Source organism: Sodalis sp. dw_96, assembly GCF_018449575.1.
Lineage (GTDB): Bacteria > Pseudomonadota > Gammaproteobacteria > Enterobacterales > Enterobacteriaceae > Acerihabitans.
In genome coordinates, this window is record NZ_JAAVUT010000009.1 from 218,318 (window position 1) to 243,069 (window position 24,752).

Here is a 24,752-nt window from a genome sequence, read left to right on the forward strand (position 1 = left end):
CCGGCTTTCCGTCACGGAAACGGTGGATAGCTGAAGTGAAAAAAATCATCTGGCGGGGATGCCACAGTGCCAGTGGGGGTGGCGGGTTCCGATGGGGAAGTCTTGTTCTTTTCCGCCAAATAGGCATAAAGGATACGTCGCGCGCCTTCCATTTTTTGAAACGCCGTCGACGGCTGCCCCGCGACGCTGGTAAAGTCCCGTTGCAGGCTGGCGATGGGATGAACCAGCGTCGGGGCGGTAGCGGCACCGTTTTCATCCAGGCAAAATTTGAATATAGCCCCTTGGTACTGAACCTGATAAAGCCGGTAATCCCGAGAGCAGGAGACACCCTCCCTCACCTTCAGCATGGTATTCTGTAAGGCAGCATTCTGTTTTCCCTCCGGCCAAACTTTAGCCATGGGCCGGTCCGCGGGCTTAACACTCTCCAGGCTTTGCCGCGCATGAGCGAAGGCATGCCGCAGCGGCTGACTGTGTGAGAGAATGTTCATGGGCGAGGACCGCCGACGCGGCTGGCTTGGCGCAAGAGGAACCGCGGACACGGAATTCGCAATCCCGCCGCCGGTTCCGAAACAATAGCTACTGAATGATTCCATGCGGTTGATATTTCCCTGTGTATGACCTGCCGTCTCGGCATTCGAATTGCAGGGCTGGGTAATACCGCTGTTGTTAATGTTCATATTTTCCTCAGAAATGACCATGGCCATCGTTTCAAAGTCCGAACGGGTAAAAATGATCCAGAGCAGATAATGACGCTAGTTTTGTTGTTATATTGACATACGTATTATATCTAATTGATTTGTTTTTATGCTTCTTTTGAAAGAAAACACCCTTTAACCATAATATTAATTTTATATTACATATATATAGTTTTTATTTAATTGGTGATCGAGCAAATTATGACAGACGGATTAAATAAATAACGCACGCGCTTAACATTTCTCGTAGCTAAGGGTTTGTTATCGATAGGGCAAGGGAACGGAGATATGGAAAAAGCAGCAGCGGATGACAGTGAATTATGCCGCCCGTCGGGACGGCACCGTGCCGAAAATCAAAGAACCTACGCCGTTAGCGGCGCTCAGTGGTTAAATTCGTTTTGGCGGGGGGCTTTTTGTCGTGATCTTTGGGATGGCCGATTTTGGATATCACATTAAACAGTTCACCCAAACCGTAAATCAATCCCAAAATGATGGCCATCACGATGGGCACCATAATCACTACGACAATCAAGCTTTCCAGTAATTCAAGCATTTTGGCCTCATTTCTTGCCGGCGGCAGATGTTATCAGGATCATGCTTCCTTTATACCAGCTTCTGGCGCGGCTGCTTAGGCTTTTTATGTCATATACCCAATAGCTTTTCAAATTGCAGCAAGGCGACAAGCGAGAGAATCCCGATGAGCTTACTCAGGGAAGTGATTCGGGTGAACGAGTGCAGCCAACACCGCTGCAATTTGAAAGATGACGGGTATAACGCACGAGATGTCCCATGCCGGCCGCATATCATTTGCCCTCGGGCGCCGAATCGGCGACACTTTACAGGCTTTCCCATCGTGACATCTGTCATCAACAGCAGCCATCAACCATCAGACAAGGCAGACAGGCATGCAGGCGGAAATTCTCTTAACACTGAAACTTCAGCAGCGCCTTTTTGCCGACCCGCGAAGAATATCCCTGCTGAAACAGATAAAACTGACCGGTTCCATAAGTCAGGGAGCCAAACTGGCGGGAATCAGCTATAAAAGCGCCTGGGATGCCATTAGCGCCATGAATGAACTGGCGGAACAGACCCTGGTGGAAAGGGCGACCGGCGGTAAAGGCGGCGGTGGCGCAACCTTGACCCATTATGCCGAACGACTGCTGCAGCTCTATGATTTACTGGGCCAGATCCAGCAAAAGGCCTTTGACGTTTTACAAGACGACCAGATGCCGCTGGACAGCCTCCTGGCCGCCATTTCCCGTTTCTCCCTGCAAACCAGCGCCCGCAACCAGTTCTTCGGCACCGTCATTGCCCGTACCCATCAACATGTCCAACAGCAGGTTGAAATCCTGCTGGCGGACGGCCGAACCCGATTGGTGGTGGCCCTGACCCAGCAGAGCGGCGATCGGTTGCAGCTGGCGCCGGGCAAAGAGGTCCTGGCGTTAATCAAAGCCCCCTGGGTCTCGGTGCTGGCGGGAGAGCAGACCGTCGCCGCCGCGGACAATGTCCTGCACGGCACCCTGACCCACATGGAACAAGGAGAGCATAACGATGAGGTGTTGATGACCCTGACGGGAGGCGAAGTGTTATGCGCCACCTTGCCCAAAGCCATTACGGCGGAGCAACATTTATCCGTCGGCCAGGGAATTACAGCATATTTTAATGCCGATAAGGTGATCCTCGCCACGCTGTGCTGAAGGCGGCAAAAAGATTGACATCGGCGGGTAAAATATTGATGCTGACGGCATCAGTTGCATAAAAAGGAACAATAGATGCCGTCATTGCATATTTCGCAAGGCTTATTTCGTCTCAGTGATACCCGTCGTTTATCCATCCAGCAATTGGACATCCGCGCCGGTGAAGGCTGGGCATTCGTCGGCGCCAACGGCAGCGGCAAATCCGCTCTGGCGCGGGCGCTGGCGGATGAGCTTCCCATCATGTCCGGCAGCCGCAAAAGTGACTACCGCCGCATTGCCCGGCTCTCCTTTGAACAACTGCAAAAACTGGTTGCCGACGAATGGCAGCGAAATAACACCGATCTGTTAAGCGAGGGAGAAGAAGACACCGGGCGTACCGCCAGGGAAATCATCCAGCAGGATTACCAAGACGGGGCGTTATGCCAAACGCTGGCGGAACAATTCGGCATCACTCATCTGCTGTCCCGGCGTTTCAAATATCTTTCCACCGGCGAGACGCGTAAGACCTTATTGTGCCAGGCGTTGATGGCGAAACCCGATATTTTGATCCTGGATGAACCCTTCGACGGCCTGGATGTGGCCTCCCGCGCCCAGTTGAGCGACATGCTCCACGGCCTGGGGGACGAAAACATGGCGCTGGTGCTGATACTTAACCGTTTCGACGATATTCCGGCCTATATCCGCAATGTGGGTATTTTGGCGGAGTGTGAACTAACCTGTACCGGCGATCGCGAAACCCTGTTGGCACAAGCGCTGGTGGCCCAGTTGGCCCATGCCGAGTCCATGAACGGCATCCAATTGCCCGAAACCGAGCTGCCGGGGCAAAAAAACGCCCTGGCCGCCGGTGAACCGCTGATTACCCTGCGCAACGGCGTGGTCACCTATCAGGATCGCCCTATCCTGCACAACCTGGACTGGCAGGTGCTGCCGGGCCAGCACTGGCAGATTGTCGGGCCGAACGGGGCCGGCAAATCAACCCTGCTGAGCCTGGTCACCGGCGATCAGCCCCAAGGATACAGTAACGATCTTACGCTGTTTGGCCGTCGTCGCGGCAGCGGTGAAACCATTTGGGATATCAAGCGCCATATCGGTTATGTCAGCAGCAGTCTGCACCTGGACTACCGGGTCAGCGCCACTGCCCGCAGCGTTATCTTATCGGGATTTTTCGACTCCATCGGCATCTATCAGGCGGTATCGGAGCGCCAGCGGTTATTAACCCGGCAGTGGCTGGCATTATTGGGACTGACCGCTGCGGCTGACGCGCCGTTCCACAGCTTATCCTGGGGCCAGCAGCGGTTGGTGCTGATTGCCCGCGCCATGGTCAAACACCCGGCTCTGCTGATTCTTGACGAGCCCTTGCAGGGACTTGATCCCCTGAATCGTGAGCTGGTGCGCCGCTGGATCGATGTGCTGATTGGCGAAGGGGAGACACAGCTATTATTCGTTTCCCACCACGGGGAGGACGCGCCGGAATGCATCACCCATCGGCTGACCTTTGTGCCGCAGGATGACATTTACCGCTATCAGTTCGACGCACTGTAATCCGCACGCTGCCCCAGGCTGAACGCTATCTCGGGTCCTGGGGTTTTTCATTAAAATGTAAGCGTTACCACAATCACCACTATCCCACCCTGCGGTGAAACGCCCCTCCATGCCCTTTTACTTCCTTTGAATGCTGTAGGCGAGGTCTCAAATTTCAGCTAAAATCAGGTGTAATCGATTTCATTTTTATCGACAAGATCACCTTTTGAGGCGATGTGACATGATAATTTAGGCCCATGAAAGGATAAAGGACTCGCTAATGTCAATATTAATTACAGGTGGTAGCGGTTACATCGGTAGCCATACCTGTCTGCAACTCTCCGCTGCGGGATACGATCCGATCATTCTGGATAACCTGCATAATAGCAAAGCAAGCGTCGTGGATACCCTGGCCCGACTGTCCGGCGCCAAACCGACGTTCTACCAAGGCGACATCCGGGATAAGACTCTGCTCTCCGCGATATTTCGCGAAAATGCCATTGACGCGGTTATTCATTTCGCCGGGTTAAAGGCAGTGGGAGAATCGGTGAAAAAGCCGGTGGAATATTATGACAATAATGTCTGCGGCACCCTTGCGCTTATCGACGCCATGGGCGAGGCCGGAGTAAAAAATCTGATTTTCAGCTCTTCCGCCACGGTTTACGGCGATCAACCGGTGGTTCCCTACGATGAAAGCTTACCCACCGGCCGGCCGTCCAGCCCCTATGGCCGCAGCAAATTAATGGTGGAGCAGATTCTGCAGGATCTGCAACAGGCCGAACCGGAGTGGAGCATAACCCTGCTGCGTTATTTTAATCCGGTGGGCGCCCATCCTTCCGGGGATATGGGAGAAGACCCGCAGGGCACTCCCAATAACCTCATGCCGTTTATCGCCCAGGTGGCGGTGGGACGCCGGCCGGCCGTGGCGATTTTCGGTAATGACTTCCCCACCCCGGACGGCACCGGGGTTCGGGACTATATTCATGTTATGGATTTGGCCGACGGCCATGTGGCGGCGCTGAACGCCCTGCGTAACAAGGCGGGCACCCATATTTATAACCTGGGATCCGGCGTCGGTCACAGTGTACTGGAGGTCGTCCAGGCGTTTAGCAAGGCATGCGGCCGGGAGATCCCCTATCATTTCGTCCCGCGGCGCGACGGCGATTTAGCCGCCTACTGGGCCTCACCGGATAAAGCGGCTCATGACCTGAACTGGCGGGTAACCCGCTCGCTGGCCGATATGGCCGAAGATACCTGGCGCTGGCAGTCCCGGCACCCGAACGGTTATCCGGAATAAAGGAGTTTATCATGCAGTTTAACCCCGTCGATCATCCCCATCGCCGTTACAATCCGCTAACCGGACAATGGGTGCTGGTTTCCCCCCACCGGGCGAAACGGCCCTGGCAGGGCCAGCAGGAAACGCCGGCCTCCAATCAATTGCCCGCGCACGATCCGCAATGTTTTCTGTGCCCGGGCAATACCCGGGTCTCAGGGGATAAAAACCCCGACTATAAGACCACCTATGTCTTTACCAATGATTTTGCCGCCCTGATGGAGGACACCCCCGACGCCCCCCCGAGAGACAATCCTCTGATGCGCTGTGAAAGCGCCCGCGGCACCAGCCGGGTTATCTGTTTTTCGCCGGATCACAGCAAAACCTTGCCGGAATTGTCGCTGCCGGCCCTGGAGGCCATCGTCCATACCTGGCGGGAACAGAGCGCCGAGCTGGGGCAGCGCTACCCTTGGGTGCAGGTGTTTGAAAATAAAGGCGCCGCCATGGGATGCTCCAATCCCCACCCCCACGGCCAAATTTGGGCCAACAGCTTTTTACCCAACGAAGCCGAGCGGGAAGACCGATACCAGCAAGCCTACTTCAAGCAGCACGGTTCGCCGATGCTGGTGGACTACGTCGCCAATGAATTGGCCGACGGCAGCCGCACCGTGGTGGAAACCGAACACTGGCTGGCGGTGGTGCCTTATTGGGCGGCCTGGCCATTCGAAACCCTGCTGTTGCCCAAGGCCCATGTATTGCGCCTGGACGCCCTTGACGCAGCGCAAAGCGCCGATCTGGCTGTGGCGCTGAAGAAGCTCACCAGCAGGTATGACAACCTGTTCAAATGCTCATTCCCCTATTCCATGGGATGGCACGGTGCGCCTTTTATCAAACAGGACAACAGCCATTGGCAGCTGCATGCGCATTTTTATCCGCCGCTGTTGCGTTCGGCGACGGTGCGCAAGTTTATGGTCGGGTATGAAATGCTGGCGGAAACCCAGCGCGATCTGACCGCTGAACAAGCCAGCGACCGCCTGCGCGCGGTCGGTGACATTCATTTTCGGGACTCCGGAGTATCCCTATGACGTTAAAAAACATCACTGAAACCACCTTCCGTCAATCCTTTGGTTACGATGCCGCGCTCACGGTGAAAGCACCCGGCCGCGTAAACCTCATCGGCGAACATACCGATTATAACGATGGTTTTGTTCTCCCCTGCGCCATCGACTATGAAACCGTGGTGAGCTGCGCCAAACGCGATGATCGCAAGATTCGGGTTATTGCCGTGGATTGTGACCACCAGCAAGATATTTTTTCGCTGGATGAGCCAATTTTATCCCATGACAGCCAGCAATGGTCCAACTATGTCCGCGGCGTAGTGAAACATTTGCAGAAACGGGATCCGCATTTCGGCGGCGTTGATTTAGTGCTGAGCGGCAACGTCCCCCAGGGGGCGGGCTTAAGTTCATCGGCATCACTGGAAGTGGCGGTGGGTAAAGCCATCCAGACCCTGTATCACCTTAATCTTGACGACGTGGCTTTGGCCCTGAACGGCCAGGAAGCGGAAAACCAGTTCGTCGGCTGTAATTGCGGCATTATGGATCAGTTGATTTCGGCGTTGGGTAAAGATAATCATGCGTTGCTGATTGATTGCCGCACCCTGGGCACCCGGGCGGTGCCCATGCCGGAAAACGTGGCGGTGATTATCATCAATTCCAACGTTAAGCGCGGCCTGGTGGACAGCGAATATAACGCCCGCCGCGAGCAGTGCGAAATTGGCGCGCGTTTTTTTGAAGCCGAGAAATTACGCGACGTGGAACTGAGCCAGTTTAAGGCGGTGGAACACGAATTGGATCCGGTTGTCGCCAAGCGCGTGCGGCATGTGTTGACTGAAAATGTGCGTACCCTGGCCGCCGCAGAGGCGCTGGCGGCGGGAGATTTAACTAAAATGGGAATATTGATGGCGGAGTCTCACGCGTCAATGCGGGATGACTTTGAAATCACCGTTCCTCCCATCGATAGCCTGGTGGAAATCGTTAAACAGGAAATCGGTACCGAAGGCGGCGTTCGCATGACCGGCGGCGGTTTTGGCGGCTGTGTGGTGGCGTTGGTGCCCACTGAGCGCGTTGAGTCCGTACGCGCGGCGGTTGCGGGACAATACCAGCAACAAACCGGCCTCAAAGAGACTTTTTATGTTTGCCATGCTTCCGAAGGAACAGGTCTATGTTAAAAGAGTATGAATCCGGAACCGCGCCCGACGGCCAGCCGTTCAACTGCGTGACCCTGGGAACCGAAACCGGTTTGCAGATAACCATGATGGATTGGGGGGCCACCTGGCTCTCCTGTCAGCTGCCGCTGAAATCCGGCACTAAACGGGAAGTCCTGTTGGGATGTCCGACCCCGGCGGATTACCTGAAGCAGAGCGCATACCTGGGGGCGACGGTAGGCCGTTACGCCAACCGTATCGCAAAAGCCAGACTCACCCTTGACGGCCATCATTGGTCGTTAAGCGCCAATCAGGGCGAACACCAGCTGCACGGCGGACCGGTAGGCTTTAACTCCCTCCGCTGGGAGTGCGTGGAACATACCCTGACCACGGTGCTGTACCGCTTATCCTCCGCCGATGGCGATCAGGGTTTTCCCGGTAATCTGACGGCGATGGTGCGTTATACCGTCACCGAAGACAACCAGGTGGTCATCGCTTACCGCGCCACGGTGGATCACCCCTGTCCGGTCAACCTGACCAGTCATGCCTATTTCCATCTGGACGGCGCCAATAGCGATATTCGCCAACAGCAGTTACAAATCTACGCCGGCCAGTATCTGCCGGTGGACAGCGACGGCATCCCCTGCGCGCCGCTGGCGGATGTGGATAATACCGGCATGGATTTTCGCAAACCCAAGACCATTGCCAAGGACTTTCTGCGCGATCGCGATCAGCAGCGGGTCAAAGGTTACGATCATGCTTATCTGCTGTATAGCGCCTGCCATGACGGCGACAGTCCCGCGGCGCAGCTCTGGTCGGCTGACGGACAGGTGCTGTTGAAAGTCTATACCACCGCACCGGCCTTGCAGCTGTATACCGGCAATTACCTGGCGGGAACGCCGGCGCGCCAGGGTGGGGAATACCTCAATTACAGCGGGGTGGCGTTGGAGAGTGAATTTTTGCCGGACAGCCCGCATCATCCGGAATGGCCTCAGCCGGACTGCTGGCTTCAGCCCGGCGAGACCTATCGCTCCCAGACCCGCTTCCAGTTTGTGGCGTTATAACAAGATAGCAATAGTGCCGCGGGTTATTTATTTCACGCTGTTTAACGGTATGCGGTTGCCGCATTGACCGGGCAGGCAATATAATAAAAGGAGTTTTCACAAAAATCTTTAGACTTTAAGGAGTCAACGATGGCGGTAACGAAACTGGTTCTGGTACGACACGGTGAAAGCCAGTGGAATAATGAAAATCGCTTTACCGGCTGGACGGACGTCGATTTGTCCGATAAAGGCCGCACTGAAGCAAAACAAGCGGGTAAGCTTTTGAAAGAAGAAGGCTTTATTTTCGATTTCGCCTATACTTCCGTTCTGAAGCGCGCTATCCACACCCTGTGGAATGTACTGGATGAACTGGATCAGGCCTGGCTGCCGGTTGAAAAATCCTGGCGTCTCAACGAACGCCATTACGGCGCGTTGCAAGGGCTGAATAAAGCGGAAACCGCCGCGAAATACGGTGACGAACAGGTGAAACAATGGCGCCGCGGTTTTGCCGTTACCCCGCCGGAACTGACCCGTGATGATGAACGTTTTCCGGGGCATGACGCCCGTTACGCCAAATTGACCGATGCTGAACTGCCCACCACGGAAAGCCTGGCGCTGACCATCGAACGCGTTACGCCTTACTGGGACGAAACGATTTTACCGCGCATGAAGAGCGGTGAACGCGTCATTATCGCCGCCCACGGTAACTCCATCCGCGCCCTAGTGAAATTCCTCGACCACATGAGTGAAGAAGAAATTCTTGAGCTGAATATCCCGACAGGGGTACCGCTGGTTTATGAATTCGACGATAACATGAAACCCGTCAAGCACTATTATCTGGGAAATGCCGCTGAAATCGCCGCTAAAGCGGCTGCCGTCGCCAATCAGGGCAAAGCCAAATAACTTTTCCCGATAAAGTGTCCCGTTAAGCGAAGTGATTGCCGGGTGTAGATCCCATTCCCGGCAATGACTTTCATAGCGTCGGAACCCTTTACACCCTACCCCGCGCCCGATGCCCTGTTATGTCATGAAAAGCGGCCGCAATTCAATGCCGCCTTCGCCAACGGCCGAGACATCTTTTATCCGTGGCGCCGCCGTACCCAAAATAGCCGCGCCAACTGCCTTGATGGCTGCAATAGCGCTATTACCTCAGGCCGGCTTGCCGGAATGCCGGCGGCGATCCCGCACCGCCTGTGCCAACTGTCGCAGCAACGTTTCGGTATCGGGCCAGCCGATGCAGGCATCGGTAATGCTCCGGCCATAAACCAGCGCTTCACCGCTTTCCAGGCTTTGATTCCCCTCCAGCAGATGGCTTTCCACCATGACGCCGATAATACCCTGCTCACCGCCGCTCAGCTGCCCGCAGACATCCTGTGCCACATCCATCTGTTTTTTGAACTGTTTACTGCTGTTGGCATGGCTGAAATCAATCATCACCTGCGCCGGCAATGTGGCTTTCGCCAGACCGTCTTTTACCGCCTTAACGTGATGGGCGCTGTAGTTCGGCTCCCTCCCGCCGCGCAAAATAATATGGCAGTCACTGTTGCCGCTGGTATTGACTATGGCGGAGTGCCCCCATTTCGTCACCGAAAGGAAACAGTGCGCCGCACCCGCGGCATTGATGGCGTCGATAGCCACTTTAATAGTGCCGTCGGTGCCATTCTTGAACCCTACCGGGCAAGAGAGGCCCGATGCCAGTTCGCGATGGACCTGTGACTCGGTGGTGCGGGCGCCGATAGCACCCCAGCTCATCAAATCCGCGACATATTGCGGGGTAATCATATCCAGAAACTCGCCCGCGGCCGGCAGCCCGCTGTCGTTAATATCCAGCAATAATTTACGGGCGATGCGCAGGCCGTCGTTGATCTGGAAACTATTGTCCATATGGGGATCGTTGATCAGACCCTTCCAGCCTACCGTGGTGCGGGGTTTTTCGAAATAAACCCGCATAACGATTTCCAAATCGTCCTGTAATTGATTCCTCAGCGCCAGCAAACGTCCGGCATATTCTTTTGCCGCCTCGGTATCATGAATGGAACAAGGCCCGATCACCACCAGCAGGCGATCGTCATTGCCTTTTAGGATGCGGTGGATGGACGCCCGGGCGGCGGCAACGGTTTTGGCGGCCTGTTCAGTGGCCGGAAACTTTTCCAAAAGAGCCACCGGCGGCAGTAACTCTTTAATTTCTTTAATTCTTAAATCGTCATTGAGGTAGTTCATATACATTTGTTCTCTGCGCACGGCGGCGCTTTTGCCTAACGTCATGATATATGCCGGTTAATCTATCCCGGTCGCCTTAGTCTGTAAATGAGCTTTTCGGGCATAAGCCAACTCAAAGTTGATCAATGCCAATTCTTGGCTATGCTTAAACAATGATAAGCCAAAAATAACCGGCACTTAACCTGCCGTAGTCATTGGCTTAACATTTTCTTGCAAGGCCCCTGGATGCGCCTTAATCAGGTTTTCCGAACGTGAAAAATGTATAAATGCGGGCTTCAATTCACCCCCAGTCTGAAAGAGGGAAAACATTATGCAAACCACCACCCTTAAGAACATGGCAATGCTTTTTTTAACAGCGGTAATGACTTTGGGTAGCGGAGCAGCATTAGCCGCGACGTCAAGTTCATCCAGTGATACCGGCTCAACGTCCAATAATGGTCAGGAAAATCAATCTAATAGTCCTGGCGCTAAACAAAACCTGCCGCCTAATAATGTTGATAACAGTAAGATTAACACCAGCAACACCGACAGTTCCAATATGAGCGCTGATGAAATCGATAAAAACTCCAAATGTAAAGACGGTAAATGTCCTAACATTAATAGTAAAGTCCAAACTGGCCCAGGTTCAACACCCAATGGAACCAAAACCGACGGAACGTCTCAGTAATATTATTTAAGTATTTGATGCTCAAATCCCCGGTTTTATTTCGCACCGGACTGAGCCTTATATTATTAAGTATTGTATCCGGAATCAGGCTACGGCCTGATTTCTTTTTTTTCCCCATTTATCACCGGCACTCACAGCCATACCACCATTATTTCTCAGCTCCATGCATTACGCCATACCGGCAATGATTTCACCGCTATACCCCATCATGCCGACAATACATTTACAGCCAGGTCCGGCCATTCAGTCCTTGTCTACTCCGCCGCAGCCAGGCAAATCGCCTTGAGCGGCAACCCCGGACGCTCAGGCTCATCGCGGTGTCATAATACCTGCATAAATTCTTACGGTAACTTCCGCAATCACCGGTATACTCGAGGTAAATGCGTTTCATTTATGGATTCAATGACCACAAGGTACCCTGATGGCAGCGACACACAATCATGCGCATGGCGCGACGGAGAATGGCAATAACCGGCGATTGCTGGCGGCATTTGGCATTACCGCCCTGTTTATGGCGGTGGAGGTGGCGGGCGGCCTGCTTTCCGGCTCATTGGCCCTACTGGCTGACGCGGGGCATATGCTTACCGACGCCGCGGCGTTAATGATGGCCTTACTGGCGGTGAGATTTGCCCAGCGCAAGCCCAACAGCCAGCACACTTTCGGATATTTGCGCCTGACCACGCTGGCGGCGTTCATCAATGCACTGGCCCTGCTTGTCATCACATTGCTTATCGTCTGGGAAGCCATCCGGCGTTTTTACCAGCCCCACCCCATCGCCGGCTGGCCGATGATGATTATTGCCGTGGGCGGCCTGGTGGCGAACCTGCTCTCTTTCTGGCTGCTGCACGGCGGCGAAGGGGAAAAGAATATCAACCTGCGCGCCGCCGCCCTGCACGTACTGGGGGATTTGCTGGGCTCGGTGGGGGCGATTGTGGCGGCGGGGGTCATTCTGCTCACCGGCTGGCTGTATATTGACCCCATCTTATCGATCCTGGTGTCGTGCCTGGTGCTGCGCAGCGGCTGGCGATTATTGCAGGAGAGCCTGCATGAGCTGCTGGAAGGCACGCCGAGTCAAATCGATATTGAAAAGCTCAAACGCGACATGTGCCTGAATATTCCCGAAGTGCGCAACATACATCATGTGCATGTGTGGCAAGTGGGAGAAAAACCCGTGATGACGCTACATGCCCAGGTCGTACCCCCTTACGACCACGATGCGCTGCTTCATCAGATCCAGCATTACCTGCTGGATCACTATCAGATAAGCCACGCCACCGTGCAGATGGAATACCAGCAGTGTCCGGAAGACGATTGCGGTATCACGGCGGAACCGGAACCGGTTCATGTCCATGCGCACGCTCATGCGCACCATCAGCATTAAAACCTGGCGCAGTAACGCCGCAAGCGGGCTGTCGGATCGTATACCCACCTGAGCCGGTTGTTCAGATAGATATGCTTTAGCGGGTCAAAAGCCTACCCGGGTCAGCGGGGGCATCAACCGCTCGGGTTAGCTTTCATCTGCGTGGGTTAGCGCGCCAAATACCCGCCCGGCAAGGTATGTGAAGGATCTCTCCCGGACACCGCTTTCTTCTACGGCTTAGGCATTGCCGGTAACCCGGACATTCAGCCTGGCGGCGAACGACAGCATACGGTTCAGCGGCACCAGCGCCTTGTCACGCAGTTCGGCGGCAACATGAACCTCATGGGCGTCTCCACCCTGTTCAAGCCCGAGGGCTATGGCTTCAAGCCCGTTCATGGCCATCCAGGGACAATGAGCGCAGCTGCGGCAGGTTGCGCCATCTCCGGCGGTGGGTGCTTCCAATAACATTTTATCAGGGCAGGCCTGCTGCATTTTGTAAAAAATACCCCGGTCGGTCGCGACGATCATCTGTTGTTGCGGCAACTTTTTCGCTGCCTGGATCAGCTGGCTGGTTGACCCTACCGCGTCGGCCATATCAACAATCGCCTGGGGCGATTCGGGATGAACCAGTACCGCGGCGTCGGGATAAAGAGCCTTCATACGCAGCAGCGCCTGGGTTTTAAATTCGTCATGGACGATACAGGCGCTTTGCCAACAGAGAATATCCGCCCCGGTTTGCTGCTGCACGTAGCGGCCGAGATGGCGATCCGGCGCCCAGATGATCTTTTCTCCTAAACTGTCCAGATGTTCAATCAGCTCGACGGCGATACTGGAGGTGACCACCCAGTCGGCACGGGCTTTCACCGCGGCGGAGGTATTGGCGTAGACCACCACGGTACGATCTGGATGGGCATCGCAAAAAGCGCCGAACTCATCGATGGGACAGCCCAAATCCAAAGAACACTCCGCCTTTAGGGTCGGCATCAGCACGGTTTTTTCCGGACTGAGAATTTTAGCCGTTTCGCCCATAAAACGCACCCCGGCCACCAACAGGGTCGTCGCGGGATGGGTACTGCCGAATCTGGCCATTTCCAGAGAGTCGGCCACGCAGCCACCGGTGGCTTCCGCCAGCGCCTGGATCTCCGGATCGGTATAATAATGAGCCACCATTACCGCATTGCGCTGCTTTAACAGTTGTTTGATTTTACTATAATAAAACTGTTTTTCATCCACACTGAGCGGCCGCGGTTTTGGCGGAAACGGGTAAATGGCAGCATTGGTATCCAGTAGCTCAATCATCTTTGTCTCACATATATTCCCGTGCAGGGGCGACGTGCCGACATGCACCGATGGATCTGATTGCGACCCAAATGTTTTATATACTAAACAAAATAGTCAAATCCGAGACAAATGTCCTCGTTAAATTGTGCTATTTTGTGTATTTGTTTAGCCAAAGGAATTTAAAGAGAATAGAGGGTGGGTCGTGAATTATATGAGTTTTGCAAGATTATTTAGCATCGATGATTTTCTTAACATTGGTGGGTCGTGCAGGATGACTCGGCCCGTGGCCTCGCCCTTCGGGCCGTTGCCATGCGGCAACGTTGTCTCGCTTCGCTCGACTCGAACCTGCGCAGGTTCAAATCCTGCACGATTCGTGAGTTATACGAGTTTTGCAAGATTATTTAGCATCGATGATTTTCTTAACATTGGTGGGTCGTGCAGGATTCGAACCTGCGACCAATTGATTAAAAGTCAACTGCTCTACCAACTGAGCTAACGACCCGCTGGGAATGACGCTGTCCGCTGTAAGCGGCAAAAAAATTCGCCCGGGCAGTTATTATCCTGTGGGCGTCACAAACAAAAAGACATGACCGGATCATGGTGGGTCGTGCAGGATTCGAACCTGCGACCAATTGATTAAAAGTCAACTGCTCTACCAACTGAGCTAACGACCCTTTTATCCGATTTCTAACGACTGCTGTGGGTAAACGCTTTCCCTTGGCAACGGCGGCATATATTACTAATTAATTAATTCTGCGCAACCTAAATTTCCAATCAAAGCGTTCAACTGCCTGATCTTCGAGCACTCAGGCCTGAATCGGGTGATTAAACCCCGTTTCAGGCCCGAATATCCGTCATACTTCACGTTGCATTTAGGGTATGTATAGCTTAGAGACTCGCCAGACGTTTCTGCGCTTGCTTGGCTGAATCGGTATTGGGATAAAGTTTGATCACCTGCTGGTAAACGGCCTTCGCTTTATCGGTTTGGCCTTTTTCCTGCATGATTACCCCGACTTTGAACAGCGCTTCGGAGCTTTTCGGTGATTTGGGATAATTTTTGACGACCAACGCAAAATAATAAGCCGCGTCGTCTTTTTTACCCTTGTTGTAATTCAACTGCCCCAACCAATAGTTGGCATTAGGCTGATAGGTTGAATCCGGGTAACGTTTGACAAAATTCTGGAACGCAATGATGCCTTGATCGTACTGTTTTTTCTCCAGTACCAATGACACCGCCGCGTTGTAGTCGGTATTGGCATCGCCCGTGGCGGCACCTACCGCCGGAGCCGCTGCCGCCGCATCCTGACCGCCGCCGGTGTCGGTAGACGCCGTCGCCGTATTGTCCGTTGAGGCCGCGTTTTGGCTGCCTTGCTTACCCTGTCCACCCTGGCCGCTACTCAAAGTGTCCAACTGCTGGTAAAGCTGTTTTTGGCGATCCACAACCTGCGAGAGCTGATACTGGCTTTCTTGGATTTGACCCCGAAGAGAATCAATATCGCGCTGGGTATCCGCGAGTTGTTGCTGAAGTTGAGTTAATAGCTGGGCGTGAGCGTTAGTGATTCGCTCAAGTTGAGTGACCCGGTCTTCCACCGAGCCGGAGCCGACATTACTGATTGGCGCTTGGGCAGTAGCAGCCCAGGGGGCTGCTACGCCAACCAGCAACGACAGACTGATAAGGTATCGTCTGAAGTTACCGCTCATGCAATTCTCTTAGTATACCAGTACGGCACGACGGTTTTTGGCGTAAGCCGCTTCGTCATGTCCCAGCACAGCCGGTTTTTCTTTACCATAAGATACGATAGAGATTTGATCGGCAGAGACGCCTTTACCCTGAAGATACATTTTCACGGCATTGGCACGACGTTCGCCCAGGGCGATATTGTATTCCGGCGTGCCGCGTTCATCCGCATGACCTTCAACTGTCACTTTGTAGGATGGATTGCTGCGCAGGAAGTTAGCATGCGCGTCCAGCATTTGAGCAAACTCAGAACGAATATCGTACTTGTCGAGATCAAAGTAAACGATATTGTTCTTCTGCAGTTCTTGCATTTGCAGACGAGCCTGTTCTTGAGAGGACGCATTCGCACCGCTATTGTCCATACCAGTGCCAGCGCCCATGGAGGTATCAGCACCATTGTTAGCGCTTTTGTGGGAACTACACGCGGCGATAGCCAGTACCGGCACAGCCAACATCAGCCCTTTTAGCACTTTGTTCAGTTGCATCTCATTTTCCTTTTATAGTTTGCCATACATATTTACACATGCATCACAGATACGGAGACCAGGCAGGAAATTTTACCTGTCCATCAGTCGCCGGAAGACGCGCTTTGAAACGCCCATCAGTCGAGACCAGCTGTAACACGGAACCCATTCCCTGTGTGGAGCTATAGATTACCATTGTGCCATTGGGAGCGACGCTAGGCGTCTCATCCAGGAACGTGGCCGACAATACTTGAACGGCTCCCGTAACCAGATCTTGTTTAGCGATGTGTTGAGCGCCGCCATCGCTGCTAACCATGACCAGGAACTTCCCGTCAGCGCTCACATCCGCATCCTGATTCTGAGAACCTTCCCAGGTCAGGCGCTGCGGACTACCGCCATTAATACCGACTTTATAAAGTTGCGGACGACCGCCCTGGTCGGATGTATAGGCCAGGGTCTGATTGTCCGGGAACCAGGTCGGTTCCGTATTATTGCTACGACCGTCAGTCACTTGACTGATCTGGCCGGAGCCCAAATCCATTACATACAAATTCAAACTGCCCGTTTTCGACAGGGCGAAGGCCAATTTGCTGCCGTCAGGAGAAAACGCCGGCGCGCCGTTGTGCTGCGGGAAGCTGGCGATCTGACGGACACTGCCGTTGGCCAGGGTTTGCACCACCAGGGCGGAGCGGCCGCTTTCGAAGGTAACGTAAGCCAGTTTGCTGCCGTCCGGCGACCAGGCCGGCGACATCAGAGGCTGAGGCGAGCGATGAACCACGAACTGGTTAAAACCGTCATAATCGGAAACGCGCAGCTCATAAGGATACTGCCCGCCGTTGGTTTGTACCACATATGCGATGCGTGTGCGGAACGCGCCCTTGATCCCGGTCAACTTTTCAAAGGATTCGTCGCTGACGGTATGCGCGGCATAACGCAACCATTGCTTGGTGACCTTGAATTGATTCTGGGACAGTACGGACGGGGCGCTGCCGGAGGTGTCCACCAACTGGTAGCTCACCACATAACCGCCGTCGGCGCCGGGCTGGACCTGGCCGACCACCACGGCGTCAATGCCGAGGGCGGTCCAGGCCGCCGGGGTCACTTCCGCTGCGGTGGTGGGCTGCTGAGGCATACGGGCGACATCGATGGGATTAAATTTGCCGCTGTTACGCAAATCCGCCCCCACAATGCTGCCGACGTCTTGTGGAGCGGCTCCCGGACCGGCCCATTTAAAAGGCACTACGGCGATAGGTTTTGCCGAGTCCACCCCCTGGGTGATCTCGATTCTCACTTCCGCATGAAGTATGGATGCCCATAAAAACAGTAAACTTAGCGCTACTCGAAATGCCTGCTTCATTTCATCTCCCATACCGACGCGATACGCCCCGATAAATTAGCAGAATTTTAACCAAATTTCGTAAACATAACTACATGTACCTGGCTGACAACATAGTCTAAATCTTAAAGATTTACCTTACCATTTAGACTTCTTTACCCTTTATTCCGGTTTAAAATCGATCGGGGCATTTTTAAACACTTCATACACTGCCTGGCTGGGCGGTTTCGGTATTCTGGCCAATCTGGCCGCTGAAATCGCCGCCTGGCACAACGCCGGATCGCCGCCTTCGGAACTGACGGAAATCAGCATTCCGTCCGGGGCCAATTTGATACGCAGCGAACAGGTTTTGCCGTTAAAAGACGGATCCGAATAAAATTTCTGCTGTATGGCCGCCTTGACCTGGCTGGCGTAGCCGTTGATTTCCGCTCCTGAAGCGCCGCTTTGCTTGCTGTTGCCGGTCCCGGCGGGTTTGCCCCCCTTGCTGGGGCCGCCGCCGGCTTTCGGCGCATTCTTGGCATCCGTCAGACCGCCGAGAAGATCGTTCACCTCATTGGAGTCCTTGGCGGCAGCGGCCGCGGCGGCTTTCTTGGCTGCGGCGGCGGCTTTTTTCGCCGCGGCGGCACTGGCTTTCGCCTCGGCGGCCGCGTCGGCCTTTTCTTTGGCTGCCGCGGCCGCGTCGGCTTTATCTTGCGCGGCGTCGGCTTTCGCTTGTGCCGCTTCGGCGGCAGCGGCTTTCGCCTGTGCCGCTTCGGCGGCGGCGGCCTGTTTGGCTTCTTTAGCTTCTTTAGCGGCTTCAGCCTTGGCGGCCTGTTCGGCCTTGGCCTGAGCCGCCTGCTGCGCTTTTGCCTGCGCTGCGGCTTGAGCAGCGGCTTCCGCCTGCTTCTTCGCCGCGGCGGCAGCGGCGGCCGCTTCCTTATTGGCTTCCGCTTGCGCCTGTTTTTTCGCTTCGGCGGCCGCTTTAGCCTGCTCGGCGGCTTCGGCCTTGGCTTGCGCCGCCGCCGCTTCGGCCTGTTTCTGCTGCTCCTGCGCCTGTTTAGTGGCGGCTTCAGCCTGTTGTTTTTGCAGCGCGGCCTGCTTTTGCTGCTCGGCCTGCTGTTCTTTCTGCTGCTCGGCCGCTTCCTGTGCCGCCAGCCGATCCTTTTCCAATTCCTTCAGGCGCTGCTGTTCGGCCGCCTGCTTTTGCTGCAGTTCTTCCGCCTGCTGCTGGGCCTGCTTTTCACGTAATTGCGAGGCACGCTGAGCATCCGTCTGCTGATTCTGCTCACGATTATACTGCTGTACCACGGCACCGGGATCGACCATAACCGCATCGATGGACGAGCCGCCGCCTCCGCCGCCACTTGAATCGACATCCTGCGTGTAAGAGCTCCAGATCAGGAAACCGATCAGGAGGATATGCAGGACAATCGAAAAAATAATGGCACGTTTGAGCTTATCGTTCTGTTCGGTTGCCTTTACCACAATCGATTCCCAAAAACAGGTTTGCCAAAAATAGCGCGCATTATCCGCATGCCATCAAATAGGCTGGGTCATCAGGCCTACCGACTTCACGCCGGCCTGATGCAGCAGATTCAACGCTTTGATAATTTCATCATAGGGCACGTCTTTCGCGCCACCAATCAGGAATACCGTTTTGGGATTGGCCGTAATGCGTGATCGCGCCTCGGCAACCACCTGTTCCGGCGGTAATTGCTCCATACGGTTATGGTCTACCACCAAACTGTACTGACCAACGCCCGCCACTTCGACGATTACCGGCGGATTATCGTCACTGCTCACCGCTTTCGAATCCGTCGCATCCGGCAGGTCGACTTCGACGCTTTGCGTGATAATGGGCGCCGTAGCCATAAAAATAAGTACCAGGACCAACAACACATCGAGTAAGGGAACAATATTGATTTCTGACTTCAGTTCTCTGCGACCGCGTCTCCGGGCCATGTTCTCCCCTCCTTCTACTTAGCGCTATCGCTGGCGAAGGCCTGACGATGCAGGATGGCGATGAACTCTTCGGTGAAATTGTCGTAATTCTGATCCAGCTTGTTCACCCGCTGACTCAGCCGGTTAAAGGCCATGACCGCCGGAATGGCGGCAAACAGGCCGATAGCCGTGGCAATCAGGGCTTCGGCAATACCGGGAGCCACCATTTGCAGAGTGGCCTGCTTTACTGCGCCCAATCCGATAAACGCGTGCATTATACCCCAAACGGTGCCGAACAAACCGATATAGGGACTGATTGACCCCACGGTACCCAAAAAGGGGATATGGGTTTCCAGGGCTTCCAATTCACGGTTCATGGAGATGCGCATGGCGCGGGAGGCGCCTTCCACCACTGCTTCCGGCGCATGGCTATTGGCCCGGTGCAGGCGGGCGAATTCTTTGAAACCGGAATAAAAAATCTGTTCGGTGCCGGTCAATGTATCGCGGCGGGTTTGACTTTCCTGATAGAGCCGGGATAACTCGATTCCGGACCAGAATTTATCCTCGAAAGCTTCGGCCTCACGGGTCGCCGTATTGAGGATGCGTGTACGCTGGATAATGATCGCCCAGGATGCAATGGAAAAGCATATCAAAATCAACATGATCAGTTTAACCAGAAAGCTCGCTTTCAGGAACAGATCAACAATGTTCATGTCAGTCACTGCTTGAACTCCGCGACAATAGACTTAGGAAGCGCAATAGGCTTCATTTGGTGTGGATCGATACAGGCAATCAAAACATCCGCCCGGCTGAGAAGCTGTCCTTCAGCATTCAGGATGCGTTGCGCAAAAATCAGAGAGGCACCGCGCATTGAAACGATTTCACTTTCTACAAGGAGCAAATCGTCCAGACGCGCTGAGGCGAGATAGTCCACCGTCATTCGCCTTACCACAAAAGCAATATTAGCGCTTAGTAAGGTTTGTTGGTGAAAATTATGCTGGCGCAGCATTTCGGTACGGGCCCTTTCATAAAAAACCACGTAACGAGCGTGATAGACCACACCTCCGGCGTCGGTATCTTCAAAATAGACTCGCACCGGCCATTGGAATAACGTATTACTCACTGTATATCCCAGCAACGCAAAACAACGGTGCTTACTATACGCAAGACCGATCACGTTTGGAATAAATTCCCTTTGCTGAATGAAAATAAATATGTAGTGGAGGGTGCGGCCGCCATAACGCAGCCGCCATTGTTAATAAAATACGTAAAACAGCGCCGCCGCCAGCACAATCATGGCCGCCAAGGGCAAAAAGCATAACCGCCAGCCCCAGCGGCGCGGCCTGAAGCCGGTGCCGTGAATAACCCCGGCGCATACCGCCCAGACCACCAGCAGGTTATGCCAGGCATCCAAATGACTGGTCTGCACGGCAAAACGCGCCGGCATCCAGAACACACAGCCGGCAAGCACCAGAGCCAGAACCAGCGAAAGAGCCCGCAGCGGGCTCTTATCGGTAATATTATACAGCCGGTCAACCAGGGTTTTGATCACCGGACGTCGTTCCCCGGCTGGCTGTCTTCATGATGCTCAAGCGCCAGGGCGGTAATAATGCCGAAGGAGCAGGCCAGAAGCGTTCCGAGAATCCAAGCAAAATACCACATTTTTCAGCTCCTTACTTAGTACAGGGTATGCGTGTTTTGTTCCACGTGTTCTTTGGTGATGCGTCCGTACATCTTGTAGTAACACCAAATGGTATAGAGCAACACGATAGGCACGAAGATCACCGCGACGCCGGTCATGACTTTCAGCGTCAGCAGGCTTGAAGTGGCATCCCACACCGTCAGGCTGGCATTCGGCATCGTGATCGACGGCATGATGAACGGAAACATCGTAATACCCGCCGTAAGAATAATGCAGGCAATGGTCAGCGAGGAAAAGACGAAGGCCCAGGCCCCCCTGCCGGTACGGGTAAAGATCAGGGTCAGCAGGGGCAGCAGCACGCCCAGCGCCGGTACAATCCACAACAGCGGATACTGGTGATATTTCACCATCCATGCGCCGGCCTGATGCGCCACTTCTTTATTCAGCGGGTTGGAAACGCCGTTGGTATCAATGACCGACGTAATAGTAAAACCGTCGATGCCGTACACCAGCCAGAAGCCGCCCAGCAAGAAGGTCACCAGCGTCAGCAGGCTGGTTACCTGGCTCACGGAGCGGGCGCGCGCCAGCAGTTCACCTTCTGTACGCATCTGCAGATAGGTGCCGCCCACGGTGAGGAACATGCACAGGCTGACTATACCGGCCAACAGGCCGAACGGGTTAAGCAGTTGGAAGAAATTACCGGTATAGAACAAACGCAGGAATTCATCCACATGGAACGGCACACCTTGCAGCAGGTTACCGAACGCCACGCCGATAACCACCGGAGGGATGAACCCACCGGCGAACAGGCCCCAGTCCCAGACGTTACGCCAGCGGGGATCGTCGATTTTTGACCGGTATTCAAACCCTACCGGCCGGAAAAACAGCGATGCCAATACCAGGATCATGGCGATGTAAAAGCCGGAAAACGCGGCGGCATAGACCATCGGCCAGGCGGCGAACAGCGCGCCGCCGGCGGTGATCAACCACACCTGATTGCCTTCCCAGTGAGGAGCGATGGTATTGATTAACACCCGGCGTTCGGTATCGGTGCGGCCGAGAAAGCGCATCAGCATGCCGACACCCATGTCAAAGCCGTCGGTGACGGCAAAGCCTATCAGCAGGACACCGATCAGCACCCACCAGATTAAGCGCAAAACTTCATAGTCAAACATGGCAAAGGCTCCTGTTTTAATGTGCTTGCTGCACGGCGAGCGTCGGCTGCTCGAAGTGATAACGGCCGGTTTTCAGGCTGCTCGGCCCCAAGCGCGCATACTTGAACATCAAATACATTTCCGCCACCAGGAACAGGGTATAAAGCCCGCAGATTAACCCCATGGAGAACAGGATATCTCCCGCCGTCAACGAAGAGTTGGCGACGGCGGTGGGCAGGATTTCACCAATCGCCCAAGGCTGGCGGCCGTACTCGGCAACAAACCATCCCGCCTCGATGGCAATCCAGGGAATGGGAATACCGTACAGCGCGGCGCGATGCAGCCAGGGTTTATGGCCGATCCGGTTACGAATCACGCTCCAGAACGACATGGTGATAATGATGAGCATCAGCACGCCCCCCAGCACCATAATGCGGAATGAGAAGTACAGCGGCGCCACGCGTGGGATGGAATCCCGGGTCGCGCTTTGGATCTGCTCTTCGGTGGCGTTGGCCACATTGTCGGTATAACGCTTCAACAGCAGGCCGTAACCCAAATCTTGTTTAACCTGGTTGAACTGGCCCAATAACGCCGGATCGGCATTGCCCTGGCGCAATTCCTGCAGCAACGCGTAGGCTTTCATGCCGTTGCGGATACGAATCTGATGTTGCGCCATCAAATCCTTGATGCCGGTAACCTGCCGGTCCGTCGATCGGGTGGCGATAAGACCCAGGGCGTAAGGCACACGAATGGAGAAATTATTTCGCTGGGTCGCCTGGTTGGGAATACCGAACAGGGTAAAGGAGGCCGGCGCGGGCTGCGTATCCCACTCGGCTTCGATGGCTGCCAGTTTGGTTTTTTGCACGTCGCCCATTTCGTAGCCGGATTCATCACCCAGTACGATAACGGACAGAACCGCCGCCATGCCGAACGCCGCGGCGATGGCGTAGGAACGTTTGGCGAACGCCACATCACGGCCCTTAAGCAGGTAATAGGAACTGATGCCGAGAATGAACATCGCGCCGGTACAATAGCCCGCGGCCACGGTATGGACGAACTTCACCTGCGCCACCGGATTCAGCACCAGATCGGCGAAACTCACCATCTCCATGCGCATGGTCTGGTAATTGAAATCCGAGGCGATGGGATTTTGCATCCAGCCGTTGGCCACCAGTATCCACAGCGCGGACAGGTTGGAGCCCAAGGCCACCATCCAGGTGACGGTAAGGTGCTGGGTTTTGCTCAGGCGATCCCAGCCGAAGAAGAACAAGCCGACAAAGGTGGATTCAAGGAAGAAGGCCATCAATCCTTCAATGGCCAGGGGGGCACCAAATATGTCGCCGACGTAGTGGGAGAAATATGACCAGTTGGTTCCGAACTGGAATTCCATGGTCAAGCCGGTGGCTACACCCAGGGCGAAATTGATACCGAACAATTTACCCCAGAACTTGGTCATATCTTTATAAATTTGTTTGCCTGACAGGACATATACCGTTTCCATAATGGCGAGTAAAAACGCCAATCCCAGGGTTAGCGGGACAAATAGAAAGTGGTACATCGCAGTTAAGGCAAACTGTAACCGTGACAGTTCGACGACATCAAACATTTTGACTCCTTGCTCCTCACAGGATGGATCCCACGTGCGGTAATCTGGCGCTTCGATGTGCCGAAGCCCTGCAACAACCCGCGGTGAATAATAAAGACTTTATAATTTTTTCCGGGCTTGGCTTCACCCGGCAAAACACTGACGCCGATGCATCGGTGCCGGGAAAACAAGAACGGGTTTTAATAAGGCTGCACTATTCAGAATTTTACATTCCACATACTACCCCTCAACTTACTTATGATAAATATTTTTTTTCGTGACGGCGGTCGGGAAATGATGTCTCGATCAATTCGACCGTTATAGCTCGCCATTGCCAAAATTGAGATAGCGCAATTTAGGCTATTTTAATCCTTAAACGTTATAAAAAATCATTGATTTGGCGCAATAATTTCTCATCTATGTTAAATAATATTTCGACTTTAACCTGCCATGATGATTTTGTTAAATGTATGTGATTAATAAGATCGGTAAATTACCTGGAAAGAAAAAAATATCTACGCGTTATTTTTAATTTGTTAACAGACAATTATTTAATAATGAAATGACGCCATCAATAATGTCGATGACAAGCAGCGATATATGAATTAAATGTAGCTGGATTTTTCTGGGAATGTGGCGAATAAACTCATTGACGAAAAAACACCCGAAGCTTGTCCAAATTTTTTGCCCAGGGCATTTTGAAGGGAACGCGCGCGATCACTAATCGTGCAACAAACCTGTTAAAGGGAGAGCGCGCCGATGAGGTCGAAGCGGGCGTGGTTTTTCCGCCCGCCGGAGTGCCTCATGGCACGCTAGGCCCGCTATCACTGAAGCCTGAAGGCCCGCGATCACCGAGCCTGCAACAAACCTGTTAAAGGGAGAGCGCGCCTATGAGGTCGAAGCGGGCGTGGTTTTTCCTCCCGCCGGAGTGCCTCATGGCACGCTAGGCC

Annotated in this window: 24 protein-coding genes, 2 tRNA genes and 1 other RNA gene; 9 read left to right on the forward strand and 18 right to left on the reverse strand. The window is 54.1% G+C overall.

Annotated elements, in window-relative coordinates:
* Window positions 1-11: 11 nt before the first annotated feature.
* Together HB631_RS15470 and HB631_RS15475 are read right to left on the reverse strand one after the other, a co-directional pair.
* The gene (locus HB631_RS15470; RefSeq protein WP_213992062.1) at window positions 12-398 is read right to left on the reverse strand and encodes a hypothetical protein; all 387 of its coding nucleotides are present in this window, start codon (window positions 396-398) and stop codon (window positions 12-14) included.
* Between the two features lie 667 nt (window positions 399-1,065).
* Window positions 1,066-1,248 carry an AcrZ family multidrug efflux pump-associated protein gene (locus tag HB631_RS15475; protein ID WP_213992063.1) on the reverse strand — a complete coding sequence of 61 codons (183 nt, stop codon included), beginning with the start codon at window positions 1,246-1,248 and terminating at the stop codon, window positions 1,066-1,068.
* 352 nt (window positions 1,249-1,600) lie between these two features.
* On the opposite strand from HB631_RS15475, the gene modE reads away from it, so the two are divergent.
* The 7 genes from modE (at window position 1,601) to gpmA (ending at window position 9,338) form a co-directional block, all read left to right on the forward strand.
* Window positions 1,601-2,392 carry a molybdenum-dependent transcriptional regulator gene (gene modE, locus HB631_RS15480; protein WP_213992064.1) on the forward strand — a complete coding sequence of 264 codons (792 nt, stop codon included), beginning with the start codon at window positions 1,601-1,603 and terminating at the stop codon, window positions 2,390-2,392.
* 75 nt (window positions 2,393-2,467) lie between these two features.
* Window positions 2,468-3,934 (forward strand): molybdate ABC transporter ATP-binding protein ModF, encoded by a 1,467-nt coding sequence (gene modF, locus HB631_RS15485; protein ID WP_213992065.1) that lies wholly within the window; start codon window positions 2,468-2,470, stop codon window positions 3,932-3,934.
* A gap of 259 nt (window positions 3,935-4,193) precedes the next feature.
* Entirely contained in the window at window positions 4,194-5,210 is a 1,017-nt protein-coding gene (galE, locus tag HB631_RS15490) for a UDP-glucose 4-epimerase GalE (protein WP_213992066.1), read from the forward strand.
* 8 nt (window positions 5,211-5,218) lie between these two features.
* The gene (gene galT / locus HB631_RS15495; protein ID WP_213992097.1) at window positions 5,219-6,271 is read left to right on the forward strand and encodes a galactose-1-phosphate uridylyltransferase; all 1,053 of its coding nucleotides are present in this window, start codon (window positions 5,219-5,221) and stop codon (window positions 6,269-6,271) included.
* Window positions 6,268-7,416, forward strand: coding sequence for a galactokinase (galK, locus tag HB631_RS15500; protein ID WP_213992067.1), 1,149 nt, complete (start codon window positions 6,268-6,270; stop codon window positions 7,414-7,416). Before galT ends, galK begins: the two co-directional genes overlap by 4 nt.
* Window positions 7,410-8,456, forward strand: a complete 1,047-nt coding sequence (gene galM, locus HB631_RS15505; RefSeq protein ID WP_213992068.1) for a galactose-1-epimerase — start codon at window positions 7,410-7,412, stop codon at window positions 8,454-8,456. The genes galK and galM overlap by 7 nt, the downstream gene beginning before the upstream one ends.
* Before the next feature lie 129 nt (window positions 8,457-8,585).
* Window positions 8,586-9,338: a 2,3-diphosphoglycerate-dependent phosphoglycerate mutase gene (gpmA, locus tag HB631_RS15510; RefSeq protein ID WP_213992069.1), complete on the forward strand. Its 753-nt coding sequence runs from the start codon at window positions 8,586-8,588 to the stop codon at window positions 9,336-9,338.
* Window positions 9,339-9,584: 246 nt separating this feature from the next.
* On the opposite strand, the gene aroG is transcribed toward gpmA, so the two are convergent.
* Window positions 9,585-10,655 (reverse strand): 3-deoxy-7-phosphoheptulonate synthase AroG, encoded by a 1,071-nt coding sequence (gene aroG / locus HB631_RS15515; protein ID WP_213992098.1) that lies wholly within the window; start codon window positions 10,653-10,655, stop codon window positions 9,585-9,587.
* Window positions 10,656-10,965: 310 nt separating this feature from the next.
* Here aroG and HB631_RS15520 point away from each other — a divergent pair, with 310 nt between their 5' ends.
* Both HB631_RS15520 and zitB read left to right on the forward strand, forming a co-directional pair.
* On the forward strand, window positions 10,966-11,322 hold the full coding sequence (locus HB631_RS15520; protein WP_213992070.1) for a protein YbgS: 357 nt from the start codon (window positions 10,966-10,968) through the stop codon (window positions 11,320-11,322).
* Window positions 11,323-11,743: 421 nt separating this feature from the next.
* On the forward strand, window positions 11,744-12,703 hold the full coding sequence (gene zitB / locus HB631_RS15525) for a CDF family zinc transporter ZitB (RefSeq protein WP_213992071.1): 960 nt from the start codon (window positions 11,744-11,746) through the stop codon (window positions 12,701-12,703).
* 216 nt (window positions 12,704-12,919) lie between these two features.
* On the opposite strand, the gene nadA is transcribed toward zitB, so the two are convergent.
* From nadA to cydA, 15 genes are all read right to left on the reverse strand, one after another.
* Window positions 12,920-13,981, reverse strand: a complete 1,062-nt coding sequence (gene nadA, locus HB631_RS15530) for a quinolinate synthase NadA (protein WP_213992072.1) — start codon at window positions 13,979-13,981, stop codon at window positions 12,920-12,922.
* A gap of 237 nt (window positions 13,982-14,218) precedes the next feature.
* Window positions 14,219-14,345: non-coding RNA, RtT sRNA (locus HB631_RS15535), on the reverse strand.
* Between the two features lie 44 nt (window positions 14,346-14,389).
* Window positions 14,390-14,465 (reverse strand) — tRNA-Lys (locus tag HB631_RS15540).
* Between the two features lie 96 nt (window positions 14,466-14,561).
* A tRNA-Lys gene (locus HB631_RS15545) sits at window positions 14,562-14,637 on the reverse strand.
* Between the two features lie 214 nt (window positions 14,638-14,851).
* Window positions 14,852-15,664, reverse strand: coding sequence for a cell division protein CpoB (cpoB, locus tag HB631_RS15550; protein WP_213992073.1), 813 nt, complete (start codon window positions 15,662-15,664; stop codon window positions 14,852-14,854).
* 9 nt (window positions 15,665-15,673) lie between these two features.
* Window positions 15,674-16,186 (reverse strand): peptidoglycan-associated lipoprotein Pal, encoded by a 513-nt coding sequence (pal, locus tag HB631_RS15555; RefSeq protein ID WP_213992074.1) that lies wholly within the window; start codon window positions 16,184-16,186, stop codon window positions 15,674-15,676.
* A gap of 43 nt (window positions 16,187-16,229) precedes the next feature.
* Window positions 16,230-17,522, reverse strand: a complete 1,293-nt coding sequence (tolB, locus tag HB631_RS15560) for a Tol-Pal system beta propeller repeat protein TolB (protein WP_213992075.1) — start codon at window positions 17,520-17,522, stop codon at window positions 16,230-16,232.
* Window positions 17,523-17,663: 141 nt separating this feature from the next.
* Window positions 17,664-18,965, reverse strand: coding sequence for a cell envelope integrity protein TolA (gene tolA, locus HB631_RS15565; RefSeq protein WP_213992076.1), 1,302 nt, complete (start codon window positions 18,963-18,965; stop codon window positions 17,664-17,666).
* Between the two features lie 54 nt (window positions 18,966-19,019).
* Window positions 19,020-19,442 carry a colicin uptake protein TolR gene (gene tolR / locus HB631_RS15570; RefSeq protein WP_132922777.1) on the reverse strand — a complete coding sequence of 141 codons (423 nt, stop codon included), beginning with the start codon at window positions 19,440-19,442 and terminating at the stop codon, window positions 19,020-19,022.
* A gap of 14 nt (window positions 19,443-19,456) precedes the next feature.
* The gene (gene tolQ / locus HB631_RS15575) at window positions 19,457-20,143 is read right to left on the reverse strand and encodes a Tol-Pal system protein TolQ (RefSeq protein ID WP_213992077.1); all 687 of its coding nucleotides are present in this window, start codon (window positions 20,141-20,143) and stop codon (window positions 19,457-19,459) included.
* The gene (gene ybgC / locus HB631_RS15580; protein WP_213992078.1) at window positions 20,140-20,544 is read right to left on the reverse strand and encodes a tol-pal system-associated acyl-CoA thioesterase; all 405 of its coding nucleotides are present in this window, start codon (window positions 20,542-20,544) and stop codon (window positions 20,140-20,142) included. Before ybgC ends, tolQ begins: the two co-directional genes overlap by 4 nt.
* A 132-nt stretch (window positions 20,545-20,676) precedes the next feature.
* Complete coding sequence (gene ybgE / locus HB631_RS15585; protein ID WP_213992079.1) at window positions 20,677-20,973, reverse strand: cyd operon protein YbgE; 297 nt, start codon at window positions 20,971-20,973, stop codon at window positions 20,677-20,679.
* Window positions 20,970-21,083 (reverse strand): cytochrome bd-I oxidase subunit CydX, encoded by a 114-nt coding sequence (cydX, locus tag HB631_RS15590; RefSeq protein WP_213992080.1) that lies wholly within the window; start codon window positions 21,081-21,083, stop codon window positions 20,970-20,972. Before cydX ends, ybgE begins: the two co-directional genes overlap by 4 nt.
* Window positions 21,084-21,098: 15 nt before the next feature.
* Window positions 21,099-22,238 (reverse strand): cytochrome d ubiquinol oxidase subunit II, encoded by a 1,140-nt coding sequence (gene cydB / locus HB631_RS15595; RefSeq protein ID WP_213992081.1) that lies wholly within the window; start codon window positions 22,236-22,238, stop codon window positions 21,099-21,101.
* Between the two features lie 16 nt (window positions 22,239-22,254).
* The gene (cydA, locus tag HB631_RS15600) at window positions 22,255-23,823 is read right to left on the reverse strand and encodes a cytochrome ubiquinol oxidase subunit I (RefSeq protein WP_213992082.1); all 1,569 of its coding nucleotides are present in this window, start codon (window positions 23,821-23,823) and stop codon (window positions 22,255-22,257) included.
* Window positions 23,824-24,752: the final 929 nt, after the last annotated feature.